Origin of the sequence: Tritonibacter multivorans, from assembly GCF_001458415.1 — a bacterium.
In the GTDB taxonomy this organism is placed as follows: Bacteria; Pseudomonadota; Alphaproteobacteria; order Rhodobacterales; family Rhodobacteraceae; genus Epibacterium; species Epibacterium multivorans.
In genome coordinates, this window is sequence record NZ_CYSD01000042.1 from 259,816 (window position 1) to 275,065 (window position 15,250).

The 15,250-nt window shown below is 60.8% G+C and carries 14 protein-coding genes; 12 read left to right on the forward strand and 2 right to left on the reverse strand.

The window, feature by feature from the left end; all coding sequences use genetic code 11:
• The first annotated feature begins 101 nt into the window (after positions 1 to 101).
• The 9 genes from TRM7557_RS17000 (at position 102) to TRM7557_RS17035 (ending at position 8,683) form a co-directional block, all read left to right on the forward strand.
• A complete protein-coding gene (locus TRM7557_RS17000; protein ID WP_058291406.1) occupies positions 102 to 1,346 on the forward strand; it encodes a sarcosine oxidase subunit beta family protein in 1,245 nt (414 codons plus the stop codon).
• Between the two features lie 76 nt (positions 1,347 to 1,422).
• Positions 1,423 to 1,755 (forward strand): sarcosine oxidase subunit delta, encoded by a 333-nt coding sequence (locus TRM7557_RS17005; protein WP_058291407.1) that lies wholly within the window; start codon positions 1,423 to 1,425, stop codon positions 1,753 to 1,755.
• 76 nt (positions 1,756 to 1,831) lie between these two features.
• The gene (locus TRM7557_RS17010) at positions 1,832 to 4,867 is read left to right on the forward strand and encodes a sarcosine oxidase subunit alpha family protein (RefSeq protein ID WP_058291408.1); all 3,036 of its coding nucleotides are present in this window, start codon (positions 1,832 to 1,834) and stop codon (positions 4,865 to 4,867) included.
• A complete protein-coding gene (locus TRM7557_RS17015) occupies positions 4,860 to 5,426 on the forward strand; it encodes a sarcosine oxidase subunit gamma (protein ID WP_058291409.1) in 567 nt (188 codons plus the stop codon). Before TRM7557_RS17010 ends, TRM7557_RS17015 begins: the two co-directional genes overlap by 8 nt.
• Before the next feature lie 104 nt (positions 5,427 to 5,530).
• Positions 5,531 to 5,947 (forward strand): hypothetical protein, encoded by a 417-nt coding sequence (locus TRM7557_RS17020; RefSeq protein ID WP_074941818.1) that lies wholly within the window; start codon positions 5,531 to 5,533, stop codon positions 5,945 to 5,947.
• A 130-nt stretch (positions 5,948 to 6,077) separates the two neighbouring features.
• Positions 6,078 to 6,677: a superoxide dismutase gene (locus TRM7557_RS17025; RefSeq protein WP_058291411.1), complete on the forward strand. Its 600-nt coding sequence runs from the start codon at positions 6,078 to 6,080 to the stop codon at positions 6,675 to 6,677.
• A gap of 24 nt (positions 6,678 to 6,701) precedes the next feature.
• Positions 6,702 to 7,046 (forward strand): metallophosphoesterase family protein, encoded by a 345-nt coding sequence (locus TRM7557_RS20195; RefSeq protein ID WP_207382672.1) that lies wholly within the window; start codon positions 6,702 to 6,704, stop codon positions 7,044 to 7,046.
• A gap of 101 nt (positions 7,047 to 7,147) precedes the next feature.
• Positions 7,148 to 7,591 carry a metallophosphoesterase gene (locus TRM7557_RS20200; protein ID WP_207382673.1) on the forward strand — a complete coding sequence of 148 codons (444 nt, stop codon included), beginning with the start codon at positions 7,148 to 7,150 and terminating at the stop codon, positions 7,589 to 7,591.
• 129 nt (positions 7,592 to 7,720) lie between these two features.
• Entirely contained in the window at positions 7,721 to 8,683 is a 963-nt protein-coding gene (locus TRM7557_RS17035; RefSeq protein WP_082626643.1) for an SDR family NAD(P)-dependent oxidoreductase, read from the forward strand.
• Positions 8,684 to 8,688: 5 nt separating this feature from the next.
• On the opposite strand, the gene TRM7557_RS17040 is transcribed toward TRM7557_RS17035, so the two are convergent.
• Positions 8,689 to 9,597 carry a hydrogen peroxide-inducible genes activator gene (locus TRM7557_RS17040; RefSeq protein ID WP_058291412.1) on the reverse strand — a complete coding sequence of 303 codons (909 nt, stop codon included), beginning with the start codon at positions 9,595 to 9,597 and terminating at the stop codon, positions 8,689 to 8,691.
• Positions 9,598 to 9,705: 108 nt separating this feature from the next.
• On the opposite strand from TRM7557_RS17040, the gene TRM7557_RS17045 reads away from it, so the two are divergent.
• Complete coding sequence (locus TRM7557_RS17045; protein WP_058291413.1) at positions 9,706 to 10,680, forward strand: sodium-dependent bicarbonate transport family permease; 975 nt, start codon at positions 9,706 to 9,708, stop codon at positions 10,678 to 10,680.
• Between the two features lie 85 nt (positions 10,681 to 10,765).
• Here TRM7557_RS17045 and TRM7557_RS17050 read toward each other — a convergent pair whose 3' ends face one another.
• A complete protein-coding gene (locus TRM7557_RS17050; RefSeq protein WP_058291414.1) occupies positions 10,766 to 11,329 on the reverse strand; it encodes an LOG family protein in 564 nt (187 codons plus the stop codon).
• A gap of 141 nt (positions 11,330 to 11,470) precedes the next feature.
• On the opposite strand from TRM7557_RS17050, the gene TRM7557_RS17055 reads away from it, so the two are divergent.
• Together TRM7557_RS17055 and TRM7557_RS17060 are read left to right on the forward strand one after the other, a co-directional pair.
• Positions 11,471 to 13,141, forward strand: a complete 1,671-nt coding sequence (locus TRM7557_RS17055; RefSeq protein WP_058291415.1) for a LysM peptidoglycan-binding domain-containing protein — start codon at positions 11,471 to 11,473, stop codon at positions 13,139 to 13,141.
• A gap of 171 nt (positions 13,142 to 13,312) precedes the next feature.
• Positions 13,313 to 15,148 (forward strand): ABCB family ABC transporter ATP-binding protein/permease, encoded by a 1,836-nt coding sequence (locus tag TRM7557_RS17060; RefSeq protein WP_058291416.1) that lies wholly within the window; start codon positions 13,313 to 13,315, stop codon positions 15,146 to 15,148.
• Positions 15,149 to 15,250 lie beyond the last annotated feature (102 nt).

Genomic DNA, 15,250 nt, shown 5'->3' on the forward strand with positions numbered 1-15,250 from the left:
CCGCGTGTCGCAAAAGCCGTCAAAGAGGGCGAATTGCGGCATGAGGCTGTCATGCGGTCGTTGCATACCAGATTTCGAAAACCCTAGTTCGGATTCGTAAGATGAAACGCTATTCAGCCTTTGCTGTCGCGCGGGAGGCCCTGCGCTACCACATGGGGTGGGAACGTGCCTGGACCTCTCCTGCGCCCAAACGTCACTATGATGTGATTATTGTTGGCGCCGGTGGTCACGGTCTCGCTACCGCCTATTACCTCGGCAAGAATTACGGCATTACCAATGTCGCAATTCTGGAAAAAGGCTGGTTGGGGGGCGGCAATACGGGCCGCAACACCACGATCATCCGGTCCAACTACCTGCAAGATCCCTCTGCGGCGATCTACGAGAAGGCGCGCTCCCTCTATGAGGACATGAGCCAGGACCTCAACTACAACGTGATGTTCTCCCCCCGTGGCGTCATCATGCTGGCCCAGACCGAGCACGAAGTGCGCGGCTACAAGCGCACCGCACATGCCAACGCGCTGCAGGGCGTGCCGACCGAATGGATCGACCCCAAGCGCGTCAAAGAGCTGGTGCCGATCATCAACCTCGAAGGTCCGCGCTACCCGGTTCTGGGTGGCCTGTGGCAGGAACGCGGCGGCACCGCCCGTCACGATGCTGTGGCCTGGGGCTATGCGCGTGCCTGTTCCGCAATGGGTATGGATATTATCCAGCAGTGCGAAGTCACTGGCGTGCGCAGCGAGAATGGCCGCGTTGTGGGGGTGAACACCACCAAAGGGTCGATCGACTGCGACAAGCTGGGCATGGTGGTTGCGGGCAATTGTTCGCATCTGTCGGACATGGCAGGCTTCCGTCTGCCGGTTGAATCAGTTGCCCTGCAAGCGCTGGTCTCCGAGCCGATCAAACCCTGCATGGATGTGGTTGTGATGGCCAACACCGTGCACGGCTATATGTCGCAGTCCGACAAGGGCGAGATGGTGATTGGCGGCGGTACAGACGCCTTCAACAACTACACCCAGCGTGGCTCCTTCCACCACATCGAGGAAACCGTTCGCGCGCTGAACGAAACCTTCCCGATGGTCTCCCGTCTGAAGATGCTGCGCCAGTGGGGCGGTATTGTGGATGTCACCGGTGACCGTTCGCCGCTGATCTCCAAGACGCCGGTGAACAATATCTTCGTGAACGCAGGCTGGGGCACCGGCGGCTTTAAAGCGATCCCGGGCTCTGGCTGGGCGATGGCGGAACTGATGGCAACCGGGCATTCCCCGCTGGCCGAAGAGTTCTCCATGAACCGCTTCAAAGAAGGCAAGTTCATCGATGAATCCGTTGCTGCAGGGGTGGCGCACTAATGGGCGCGCTCTTCACCTGTTCTGACATGCTGGCGCGGCTGGTCACAGCCCGCGCCCCCGAAGAAGGCCAAAGCCAATGCTGATGCTTCATTGCCCTTTTTGTGATGAATACGTCGAAGAAACCGAACTGCAGGCGGGTGGCGAAGCGCACCTGAAGCGTTTCGGTCCCGGCTCCTCGGACGACGAATTCCACGACTACCTGTTCACCCGCGAAAACCCCAAAGGGGTCCATTTCGAGCTGTGGCGCCACATAAATGGCTGCGGCAAATGGTTCATCGCGGCGCGCTGCACCGTCACACTCGAGGTGTTCGGCACATATCCGGCCAACTGCACCGAGCCGCCACAGTGGATCAAGGACAAAATCTCTGAAAAACGCCCAGGCTGGACCTGGCGCGAATTTGCAGGGTGAGCGTCCCATGTTTCATCTTTTCTCAAATATCCCCGCCGGAGGCTCCCAGACCTCCACTGCCGAAAGGTCCGTTTAAATGAGCACGCGCCTTGCAAAACAGGGTCGTCTGATCGACCGCTCCAAACAAGTTGAGTTCACCTTCAACGGCACCACGCTCAAGGGCTATGAAGGCGACACGCTTGCCTCTGCCCTGCTGGCAAACGACCAGATGCTGGTGGGCCGCTCGTTCAAATACCACCGTCCGCGCGGCATCGTTGCCTCCGGCGCGGAAGAGCCGAACGCGCTGGTGGGCCTTGGGTCCAACCGCCGCTACGAGCCGAACCAGCGCGCCACCACCACCGAGCTGTTCGCCGGTCTGGAAGCGAAATCGCAAAACCACTGGCCGAGCCTCGAGTTCGACGTGGGCGAGATCAACTCCAAACTTTTCGCGCGCTTCCTGCCCGCGGGCTTCTATTACAAGATGTTCATCCATCCGAAGCCCTTCTGGAAGCACGTCTATGAACCCTTCATCCGCAAATCCGCGGGTCTGGGTGCGGCACCGGACAAAGAGCTGGTGGACGCCGACACCTATGAACACTTCTATTTCTTCACCGATGTTCTGGTGATTGGTGGCGGTGTTGCTGGTCTGCAGGCGGCAAAAACTGCTGCAGCAACGGGTGCTAAGGTTCTGGTTCTGGAAGAAAAATCCTTCTGGGGTGGTCGCGCACCTGTGGATGGCGGCGAAATCGAAGGCCTGGCCGCCGAGGACTGGATTGCCAAGACCCTCGAAGAGCTGGGCGCGATGGACAATGTCACCCTGCGCGACCGTTGCATGGGCGCGGGCGTCTATGACCACGGCTATGTGCTGGGATATGAGCGTCTGACCGACCACGCCCCCGAAGCCGGTGGCCCCCGTCATCGCCTGTGGCGCATCCGCGCAACCCAAGTTGTCACCGCAACCGGCGCCATTGAACGCCCGCTGTCCTTTGCTGGCAACGATGTGCCCGGTGTCATGCTGGCAGCCTCCATGCGCGACTATATCGTTAACTGGGGTGTGATGCCCGGCCAGAAGGTCGTGATCGCCACCAACAACGACGACGCATACCGTACCGCGCTGGCTGTTCACGCTGCCGGTGGTGAGGTTGTCCGTGTGGTTGACGCCCGTGAAAACGGTGGCGGCAAGCTGGCCGATGAGGTCCGTGCGCTGGGGATCCGTGTTGAAAACGGCCGTGCGATCGCCAAGGTCAAAGACGGCAAACGCGTCACCAAAGTTGCGCTCTGTGCCCAAAACGGTGAGGGCGGTGCCCGCGAAGAGATCGAGGCAGACGCCGTGGCCATGTCCGGCGGCTGGTCCCCGGTTGTCCACCTGTGGTCCCACTGTGGCGGCAAGCTGAACTGGGACGCTGCAAACGCCCATTTCGCACCTGATCCGGACCGCGCGCCGACCTCGCATGACGGCAAGCCCTTTGTGGTCACCGCCGGTTCTGCCTCTGGCCCCTTGGGTCTGGGCGCTGTGATGGCGGATGCCGCCGCAGCCGGTGCAAAGGCCGCCGAGGCCGCAGGCCGTCCGGCGCAGGCCGTGGCTGAGATCGCGACCAACGACGTGGCTGAGGCCCAGATGGAAGCCGTCTGGTTCATGCCCGCCAAGGCTGATATCCAACTGCGGATGAAGTCCTGGCTGGACTATCAGAACGACGTCAAAGTGTCGGATGTGCAGCTGGCGGCCCGTGAAGGCTACGAGAGCGTTGAGCACACCAAGCGTTACACCACGCTGGGTATGGCGACCGATCAGGGCAAACTGTCCAACATCAACGGCCTCGCGGTTCTGGCAGACAGCCTGAATTCCGAGATCCCGCAGGTTGGCACCACCACCTTCCGCCCGCCGTATCACCCGATTTCCATGGGTGCCATCGGGGGCGAAGCCCGCGGTGAGGTGTTCCAGCCGCTGCGTCGCACGCCGATGCACGACTGGCACGAAGCCAATGGTGCGGACTTTGAACCGGTTGGTCACTGGCGCCGTCCCTACGCCTTTGTGCGCGGTGGCGAAAGCGTGCATGACGCGGTCAACCGCGAAGTGCGCAACACCCGTGAAAACCTTGGCCTGCTGGACGCATCCACCCTTGGTAAGCTCGTGGTCAAAGGCCCCGATGCTGGCAAGTTCCTCGACATGATGTACACCAACATGATGTCGAACCTGAAGATCGGCAAATGCCGCTATGGTCTGATGTGTTCCGAGAACGGCTTCCTGATGGACGATGGCGTGGTTGCACGTATCGATGAGGACACCTGGCTCTGTCACACCACCACCGGTGGCGCGGAACGCATCCATGGTCACATGGAAGAGTGGCTGCAGACCGAATGGTATGACTGGAAAGTCTATGTCACCAACGTGACCGAGCAGCTGGCGCAGGTTGCTGTGGTTGGCCCCAACGCCCGCAAGGTGCTGGAGAAGCTGAACGCACAAGCGGGCGGCGGTATGGATGTCTCCAAAGAGGCGCTGCCCTTCATGGAATGGCGCGACGGTGAGATCGGCGGCTTCAAAGCACGGGCCTATCGCATCTCCTTCTCGGGCGAGCTGTCCTACGAGATCGCGGTTTCCGCATCCGAGGGTCAGGCCTTCTGGAACGCGCTGTATGAGGCGGGCAAAGAGTTCGGCGTGATGCCTTACGGCACCGAAGCGCTGCACATTCTGCGGGCCGAGAAGGGCTTCATCATGATTGGTGATGAAACCGACGGCACCGTGATCCCGCAGGACCTCAACCTGCAGTGGGCGCTGTCGAAGAAGAAAGAGGACTTCCTCGGCAAACGCGCACACACGCGGTCCCATATGGCGGATCCGGATCGCTGGAAACTGGTGGGTCTGGAAACCGTGGATGGCTCTGTCCTGCCGGATGGCGCTTATGCGGTGGGCAATGGCGTCAATGCCAATGGCCAGAAGAACACCATCGGTCGCGTGACCTCGACCTATTACTCGGCGAACCTGGGTCGTGGCATTGCCATGGGTCTGGTGAAGCACGGGCCCAAACGTATGGGCGAGATCATCGAGTTCCCGGGCACCGACGGCACCATCTACAAGGCCAAGATCGTCGATCCGGTCTTCTACGACAAAGAAGGGGAAAAGCAGAATGTCTGATCCTGTAAGCGCACTCAAAGGCGCCCGTCACGCAGGTCTGGTCGAGGTCCGGGAAACCGGCCTCGGCGGCATGATCACCCTGCGCGGGGACCTCGACTCAGATGCGATCAAATCCGCAGTGAAGTCTGTCACTGGCGCGGATGTTCCAGCGCTGCGCAAAATCGCCCTGGGCGATGCGGGCGCAGCCGCCTGGATGAGCCCGGACGAGCTGCTTCTGTTGGTGGATTACGCCGAAGCCGACGCAGTGGTTGCCAAGCTGGATGAGGCCCTCGTGGGCACGCATTACATGGCGACAAACGTCTCGGACGCGCGCGCGTGTTTCTCCGTCTCTGGCGAAGCAGCCCGCGAAGTCATGGGCAAACTGGCCCCGGTTGATTTCTCGGCCGCCAAATTTGGCGCAGGTGATTTCCGCCGGTCGCGTCTGGCACAGGTCGCAGCCGCCTTCTGGATGGATGATGCTGGCGCGTTCCACATCGTCTGCTTCCGGTCCGTGGGTCAGTACATGTTCGACCTCCTGAAGGTTGCAAGCCACCCGCAATCTGCGGTGGGTGTGTACTAAGGTCACTATGACGCAAAGAAACAAAACGGCTCTCCTTGCGGAGGGCCGTTTTGTGTTTAGGGTTGTGTTTCGATAATACCACGTAGCTGAATTTTGGATTTTCCATGAAGACATTTACAAAAGCCGCCGGATCGCTCCTGCTGATAGGATCCCTTGGGCTCGCTTCCGCAGCACAGGCTGGACAGACCCTGACCTGTGATTTTTCGGATCCCGGACGTAACCACGTGATTCCGGCCAAGGTTGTTGTGACCTTTGCCGATGACGGCACCACCGCAATGGTCGAAGATCGCATGATCCTGCGTGAAAAACGCAAACCGATTGAGGCGAAGTTTGTGAAGCTGACCTCCAAGCTGTACCGCGTGCGCTGGGAGCTTCTGGACGTGGAAGGCAGCGGCGGTGCCTTGGCGGATCTGGAGTATCGTCTGTACTACAAACCCAAGAAGGGCAAAGCGCATCTGGATTTCAGCGCGCGTGGCTATCCGAATACCGACCGTGGCAACGGCACCTGCGACCTGAAATAAAGCGGATCCATTTGGGGCGGGTTTTCCGTCGGTGCAGAGCGCGAATTTAACCAATCGCGCTCTTGACCTAGAGCTTTCATCGCCTCATTTATCCCTCAGGAAACGCAAACTTAAATGACAGGGGGCCACCATGGCTTTTGAACTTCCCGATCTTCCCTATGCCCACGATGCACTGGCAGCCAAAGGCATGTCCGCAGAGACCATGGAATTCCACCATGACCTGCACCACAAAGCCTATGTCGACAACGGCAACAAGCTGATCGCCGGCACCGAGTGGGAAGGCAAATCCCTGGAAGAGATCATTGTCGGCACCTACGACAAAGCCGCTGTTGCGCAAAACGGCATCTTCAACAACATCTCCCAGCTGTGGAACCACAACCAGTTCTGGGAAATGATGGGCCCGAACGGCGACGTCATGCCGACCGAGCTGGAAAAAGCGCTGGTTGAATCCTTTGGCTCCGTTGAAGAGTTCAAATCCCAGTTCTCCGCCGCTGGCGCAGGTCAGTTCGGCTCTGGCTGGGCCTGGCTGGTGAAAGACACCGACGGTGGCCTGAAAGTGACCAAAACCGAGAACGGCGTGAACCCGCTGTGCTTTGGTCAGACCGCGCTCTTGGGCTGCGACGTGTGGGAGCATTCCTACTACATCGATTTCCGCAACAAGCGTCCGGCCTACCTGTCGAACTTCCTCGACAACCTGGTCAACTGGGAAAACGTGGCGTCTCGCCTGTGAGCCTAGCGGTCCAAGGACCGGCTTATGATTGATCGCCGCTCGGTGATCAAAGGCCTGTTGGGAGTGATCCTGACAGGCCTTTTTGCTGCAACATATGGGTTTTTCATTGAACCGGCGCTGCGCCTTCGGGTGAAACGCTGGCGGATCAAACGGGAAGGTTGGGCGGCGGTGCCGCTGCGGATAGCCGTCATCAGCGATCTGCACGCAGGCGCGCCGACTGTCCCGCTGTCGCGGGTTCAGCAGGTGGTGCGCCGCACCAATGCCTTGCAGGCTGATGTGATCGTCCTGTTAGGGGATTTCACGGCGTCGCATCCATTTGTGGGGGCAAGGTTCCGTTTGACCAGATTGCCGATACCTTCACCCAACTGAGGGCGCGGGACGGCGTCCATGCGGTTCTGGGCAACCATGATTGGTGGGATGACGTCGCGGCACAGAAACGCGGGGCAGGGCCGAATATCTATGCCCAAGCTTTGGAAGCGCGCGGCATCCCTGTGCTGCCCAATCAGGCGGTCTGGTTGCCCGGCGCGGGCGTCTGGCTTGCGGGTCTTGAGGATCAACTGGCGTTGCGACGGGCAGGGCGGGGCTTTGTCGGTCTAGATGATCTGGGGCGTACACTGGGGCAGGTGCCCGATGATGGGCATCCCTGTGTTCTGCTGGCCCATGAACCAGATGTGTTTCCCACGGTCCCGGATCGGGTTGATCTCACACTGTCGGGCCATACCCACGGCGGGCAGATCCGCCTGTTTGGCTGGTCGCCTCGGGTGCCGTCCCGATTTGGCAACCGTTACGCCTATGGTCACGTGCGCGAAGGCGGGCGGGATCTGGTGGTGTCAGGTGGGATCGGCTGTTCTATTCTTCCTGTACGGTTTGGTGTGGTTCCTGAAATCACCCTTGTTGAAATCAGCGCCGTTTGAGCGGTCCTGCGCAGGCCAAGAGAGCGCCAGGCGCGATTTGCGGTTCAATTGGCACGACATGCGACTGAAGTTCCCAAGCGCAGCCCCTATCTTGATAGGATCCGAGTTGAACCCCAAAGAGGTGCCCCCATGGCCCGTCACATTCTTCATTGCGATACGGAGACCCTGTCCAAGGATCTCTCTGCTAAGACCTATATTGTCACCGGTGCGAACTCGGGCGTGGGGCTGGAAACCACACGTCAGCTCGTCAAACAGGGCGCACATGTGGTTATGGCCTGCCGCCGCGTGGCCGCAGGCGAGGCCGAAGCCCAGTCTTTTGCCGGGCTCGCGGGCACCTATGAGGTCTCTGAATGTGATCTTGCGGACCTCGCTAGTGTGCGTGGCTTTGTGAACCGCTTTCTGGCCAGCCACAGCCGCTTGGATGGGCTGATGTGCAATGCCGGCATGGTCGCCATGGGCAACGCCGCAGCCTACACAAAGGACGGGTTTGAGAGCACAATTGGTGTCAGCTATTTTGGCCACTTCCTGATGATCGAGATGCTGCTCGATACCCTCAAGGCGTCGGCGCCGTCGCGGATTGGCCTGCTGTCGTCCGTGGTCCACGCGGGCAATCCGAAGAACCGCTATCAGGTCAATCTGGAGGATCTGAACTGGAAAACCCGAAAATACAATGCCTTCACCGCCTATGGTGAGGCCAAGGTTGCCAATGTCCTCTATGCCATGGAACTGGCGGATCGTCTGCAGGGCACTGGGGTCACCACGGCGTCGATTCACCCCGGCTGGGCGCGGTCCAACTTTGGCGGCAATGGGCTGTTGATGCGGGTGATGCGCGTCTTGATGAAACCGTTCCAGTCGCGGTTCACCGATAGCAATGAAACCTCGGCGCAGACCTCTTTGCATGTGCTGCTGTCCGATGATGCGCCCAATCACAATGGCGCCTATTTCAGCCAGTCGAGCGTTCTGTACCGCGATCCGGGCTGCAAGGATGGCGGCTGGCCGCTGGCCTCGCCCAACCCCCATGCCACCGATATGACCGCAGCCAAAGCACTGGTGGCAAAATCTTATGGGCTGGTTGGCCTGACCGCAGGCTAGGGGCCTTAGGCCGACAAACCCATCTGTCTGGAGGCCCGTCGCAGGGTTTCGGCCATAAGCGACAGGCCGTCACCGGGCCGGTCGCTGCGGCGCGCAAGAAGCGCCACATCCCGGTCCGCGTTCACGGCCTCCAGCGGCCGCACCACCACCTCGCTGCGGTGCATGGCATGGCGGCGGGCAAACAGCTCTGGCAGAACGGCAACGCCGGCCCCGGTCGCTGCCATCAGCAGCAGGGAATCCATCGACGTCCCTTCGTAATCATCCGACACCTCGCCGCCGCATTCCGCTGCCAGCGCATAGACGATCCGCGACAGACGGTGGCTCTGATCCAGCGTCAATAGCCGCCGCCGATCCAGATCTACAGCCCGCGCAGGCCCGTCTTGTGTCGCCAAAGGATCGTCAATTGCGACCGCTATCCACAGGCTTTCATTAAACAATCTTTCCTGCTGGGTGTTGGGGTGATCCTCGGGAGTTGAGATGATCAGATCAAACCGCCCCGATGTCAGGCCGTCTTCCAGATCGCGGGTGTTCTCCTCGCGCACCAACACCCGCAGGCCCGGTTGGGCCGCGTGGATGTCGCGCACCGCCTGCGGCAGAAGATAAGGTCCGATTGAGGGCAGAACCCCCAATCGCAGTCGCCCTGCAAAGGGCAGGTCTGACGCCATCGCGGCCCGCAGATCCTCCACCTCGCGCAGAATGATCTGGGCACGGCGGACAAAATCCTCGCCTTTGGCAGTGGTCTGAACGCCCCCCCGGCTGCGGTCAAACAAGCGCACGCCCAAATCGTCTTCGACGGCGGCAATCTGCGCCGACAGGCTGGGCTGGCTGACGTTCAGAACATCTGCGGCAAGGCCAAAGCGACCCAGTCGCTGCACCGCGACGATGTATTCGAGCTGACGGAGCGTAGGGCGCATTGCATAGTCTCAGGCTATGAAAACTTCACAAATATAATATTGGGATTATACCCAAGCACAAGGCATCAGTCGCGGCGAATTGACCCTTTGGGACGCCACGAGAGAAAAATGCCCGGAATTCTTGACACTTTGGCCAGCAACCTGCTGGTGCCAACCATCCTGTTCTTCGCCCTTGGCCTGATGGCGGCCTTTTTGCGCAGTGATCTGTCGATCCCCGAGGGGGCGGCGAAGTTCATGTCGCTCTATCTGCTTTTGGCCATCGGGTTTAAAGGTGGCGCGAGCCTGGCTGAACACGGGCTTGATATCTCGATCCTCAAAGCCATGCTGGGCGGGATTGCCCTGTCCTTCCTCATTCCTTTTGCCGCCTTTGCGCTGCTGCGGGTGATGACACGGCTGAACCCGCTGAATGCGGCGGCGGTGGCGGGGCACTATGGGTCGATCTCGATTGTGACCTTTGTGACGGCGATCAGCCTTCTGGACCTGACCGGCATGACCCATGACGGCTATATGGTGGCAGTGGCTGCCGCGATGGAAGTCCCCGCGATCCTGTCGGCGCTTTGGCTGGCGCATAAAAAGGGCGGCGAAGGGGCGGTCAAAGGCGAAGGCAAACTGTGGCGCGACCTGCTGGCGAACGGTTCTATCGTGCTGCTGACGGGGGCCTTTGCCATTGGCGCGGTCACCGGCGGCAAGGGGATGCAAATGATCGCGCCCTTCATTGTCACGCCGTTCACCGGCATTCTCTGCCTGTTTCTCCTGGACATGGGGCTGTCGGCTGGGCGCAGCCTGCTCAAGAACCGCCACATGCTGAGCCTTGGCCTCTTTGCCTTTGGCCTGCTGATGCCAATGGTTGGTGCCAGCATGGCTTGGGGAATGGGCACTGTGATTGGCTTGCAGGGCGGCAGTCTGTTCCTGCTTATGGTGCTGGCGGCCTCGGCCTCCTATATTGCGGTGCCCGCCGCGATGAAAATCGCGCTGCCGCAAGCAGAAAGCGGGATTTACCTCACCCTCTCGCTGGGTGTCTCCTTCCCGTTCAATATCACCGTAGGTCTGCCGCTCTATCTTTGGCTCGCAACCCTTGGGTAATAAAGGCGCGCTATAGGGTCGCCGCGCGCCTTGTGTTTCTTTTGGCCCAAAATACTCCGGGGTGCGGGGCAGCGCCCCGCAGCTGTCACCGCAGCGCAGAGATTGCCTCTGCTGCGGTGTCGACCCAGATCAAAGACCGGGCCACATCTGCGCCGGCGAATTCCTCGGCAATGATGTGGTCGATCAGGGCGCGCAACGGGGTCCAGTACCCATTGATGTTCAGGATCACAATGGGTTTGTCATGCAGCCCCAGCTGGCGCCAGGTGATGGCCTCGAACAGCTCATCCAGCGACCCCATGCCACCGGGCAGAACAACAACCGCATCGCTGTTATACAGCATGACCTTTTTGCGCTCGTGCATGGTTTCTGTCACAACAAAGGTCGCCAGATCCCGCTTTGCCACTTCGCGTTTCACCAGATGCTGGGGGATGACACCAAAGGTTTCTCCGCCTGCGTCCTGACAGGCACGGGCAACAGTGCCCATAAGGCCGACATCCCCTGCGCCATAGACCAGACGCACGCCAGCCGCTGCGAGCCCCTGACCCAGCGCGGTGGCAGCTTGCGAATAGGCGGGATCCGCCCCAGTGCGGGCACCGCAGTAGACACAGACCGAGGCAATTGCGGTTTCAGTAGGGGGGGCTGCTGACATGGCGTGCCTTTTTCTCTTTGAGACCAATGGGAAAAAACTGAAAGCTTTGACCCGTGATAGCCCTATTGCTAGGTTTGCTCAACCGAGCACGGGACAACATCGTGTCGGAAGGGACGGGACGAAGAAAGATCGGAATAGACCATGACGAAGGTTTCGACGCCAGGCTGGGCCTGGATGATCGGTGGTGCCGCAGCGGCCGGAGTGAGTGCACTGGCGCTCGGGGTCGGGTATGTGTGGTGGCAGCAGCAGAGCCCCCCAGTGCCGCTGCCGCAAGTGGAGACGGCTGGAACCACAGCGTCTGTACAGCCGCAACCAGAGGCCCCTCTGGCCGAGGCTGAACCTGTGTCGACGACGGCCACACCGGATGTGGGGGCGTCCTTGGCTGAGGGCGGGACCGAAGAACAGACGGACCACCAGGAGGCCGCCGCTGCGGCTGTCGCAAGCGGCGCTTCGGCGGAGACGCCTGCGGCAACGGCGCTTTCTGCGCCGGTCTTGGATGTTGTGCGTGTGGATCCCGAGGGCTCTGCGGTGGTGGCGGGATCTGGTCAGGACGGCAGCGTCGTGATTGTGCTGCTGGATGACACAGAAGCCAGTCGGGCCGAAATTGGACCTGATGGGGAGTTTGTGATCTTCCTGCCCGTGCCGCCGGGAGAGAAGGCGCAGGTTCTGAGCCTGCGCGCGGAGCTGGACGGGCAGGCGCGCGCGTCCGAGGACAGTTTCATTCTGGCACCTGTCCCGCAGCCGGCGGTTGAGGTGACGGCCATCGCCGAGACTGCGCAGGGCGGGCAAGAGACAACCCAGCCTGCATTGGCGCCGACCGTGACACCGCAACCGCAAGCCGCAATCCAGCAGGCCGCGGAAGAAACAGGCCAGTCGCAGGGCGCAGAGATTGCGCACTCTGAAGCCGCGACTGGCGAAAGCGCCCCGGTGGAGACTGTTGCCGAAACAGCCGTGGAAACGGCGCTGGCCCCTGTTGTGGACACAGAGGTGCCACAGGAACCGGTACCCTCCACCCAGGCGGCAGAGCGTGCTGCGGTGCAGGTGGTGCAGGATGTGGCCACAGGTGAAAGCAAAACAGAAGCCAAACCCGTCGAACCTTCAGGGCCGACAGAATTAACCAGCGCACCAGCAGCTGAAGGCACGGAGGCTCCGGTCACCGTCAACGCAGCGCTGGTCGCCTCCGCAGATGCAGAACCCACCGTTCAACTGTCAGAAGCCACGGAGCCAGAGGAGGCTGTGACCCGCGCGCCCGCGGCCCCGCAGGTTGCCGTGCTCAAAGCGGATGAAACGGGCATTTCGGTCGTGCAGCCAGCGACGCCAGCGGTGCCCGAACTGGTGGGGAAAGTGGTGCTGGATACCATCAGTTACACGCCCGCAGGTGAAGTCCTGCTCAAGGGGCGTTCGCGTCCGGATGCCTTGGTGCGGGTCTATCTGGACAATGCCCCAGTGGCCGAGATTTCCAGCGCAGGTGATGGCAGCTGGGATGCCGAACTGTCCGATGTGGTGCCGGGGATCTATACACTGCGTCTGGATGAAATCGAACCAACAGTGGGGCGTGTGCTGAGCCGGATTGAGACCCCGTTCAAGCGTGAAACCCCTGAAGTTCTGGCCCAAAGCGGTGCAGGGGACGCAACTCCGGATCGGCCGCGATTGCAGGCGGTGACCGTGCAGCAGGGGGATACGCTCTGGGCGATTTCGGACACGATCTATGGCGATGGTTTGCTGTTTGTGCGTGTCTTTGAGGCCAATCGGGATCAGATCCGCAATCCGGACCTGATCTATCCCGGGCAGATCTTTAATCTGCCCGAATAATGCGCCAGCAGCGGCGCGCGCAATGACAAGCCTGCGCCTCTGCGCTACATAAGATAAAAGCCAGTTTCAGGGACGCGCCCGCTGCAGGGCGCGTCTTTTTTGCGCAGATTTTTGCACTGGGATTTGGCCCGGTGCCTGCTGAACAGCCGCCGAATAGCTAAGGAATTCCAGATGACTGCACCCGCTGAACCAACGCAAGCCGCCACGCCGGAACCCACGGCCCGCCAAGAGCGGGCATCGGGGCTGCGCGTGTTGCGCCGGGTCTGGCCCTATGTCTGGCCACAATCGCTGCCCTGGATCAAGGCACGGGTTGTTCTTGCGCTGGGGATGCTGGTTCTGGCCAAGCTGATCGCGCTTTATACGCCGTTCCTTTACAAAGGCGCGGTTGACGCGCTGGCGAAGGAACCCGGCGCCAATATGCTGATGCTGGGCGCGGTGGGGCTGACGGTGGCCTATGGCGGGGCGCGGGTGCTGAACATTGGCTTTCAGCAGCTGCGCGATGTGATTTTTGCCCCTGTCACGCAACGGGCGCTGCGGCGGCTGGCGCTGGAGACCTTTGAACACATCCACCGCATGTCGATGCGCTATCACATCACCCGCAAGACCGGGGGGCTAAGCCGGATCGTTGAGCGCGGCGTGAAGGGTGTGGAATTTCTGCTGCGGTTTCTTGTGTTGTCGATTGGCCCGCTGGTCTTGGAACTGACCATGGTGGCGATCCTGCTCGCGGTGATTTTTGACATCTGGTATCTGGTCGCGGTGGTGGTCACGGTCCTTTTGTATGTCTGGTTCACCTTTGCGGTGACCGAGTGGCGGGTGAAGCTGCGGCGCGAAATGAACACCCAGGACACGGATGCCAATCAGAAAGCCATCGACAGTCTGCTGAACTATGAAACGGTGAAATACTTCGGCGCGGAAGGGCGCGAGGCGGCGCGTTATGACAGCGCGATGAAGGGCTATGCACGGGCGGCGTTGAAGACGGCCTATTCGCTGGGGGCGCTGAACTTTGGCCAGAGCCTGATTATCACCGGCGGGTTGATCGCCGTTATGGTCATGGCGGCGCGCGGGGTTGAGGCGGGCACCATGACGGTCGGCGATTTTGTTATGGTCAACGCCTATATGATCCAGATCACGGTGCCGCTGAATTTCCTTGGCACGGTTTACCGCGAAATCCGTCAGAGCCTTGTGGACATGGGGGAAATGTTCGATCTGCTGGGCCAGCCCGCCGATGTGCAGGACAAGGCCGGAGCGGGTGCACTGCAGGTGACGGGCGGGGAAATCCGTCTGGAGGACGTGCGTTTCGCCTATGAACCCGAACGCGAAATCCTTAAGGGTGTGTCGTTGCAGGCAGGTGCCGGGCAGACGGTGGCGATTGTCGGCTCTACCGGGTCGGGAAAGTCCACCATCGGGCGGTTGTTGTTCCGCTTTTATGATGTCACCGGGGGGCGGCTGACCATTGATGGGCAGGATGTGCGGGATGTGACGCAGGACAGCCTGCATGCCGCCATTGGTGTGGTGCCGCAGGACACCGTGCTGTTCAATGACACCATCCGCTACAATATTGCCTATGGCCGTGCCGGTGCAACCGAGGCCGAGATTGAGCAGGCCGCGCGGGATGCGCAGATCCATGACTTCATCCTCAGCCTGCCCGAGGGTTATGACACCACTGTCGGCGAGCGCGGTGTGAAACTGTCGGGGGGCGAAAAACAGCGGGTGGGGATCGCGCGCACGCTGTTGAAGAACCCGCCCATCCTGCTGCTGGACGAGGCGACCTCGGCGCTGGATACGGACACCGAACAGGAGATCAAGGAAGCGCTGTCGCGTGCCGCGCAGGGGCGGACGGTGATCACCATTGCGCACCGCCTGTCGACCATTGCGGAGGCGGATCAGATCGTGGTTCTGGAGCAGGGCGAGATTGCCGAAGTGGGCAACCACGACGCGCTGGTCGCGCGCGACGGACGTTATGCGCATCTGTGGCAGCGTCAGCAATCAGATCTTGAGGCGGGGTAAAAGGCGGTCCGTTGGAACGAGGCTCTGCCTCGTGCTCCGGAGTATTTTGGGCCAAAAGAAGATTGGCCAAACGGAAACGGCCCGGCTGCGGAAGCCGGGCCG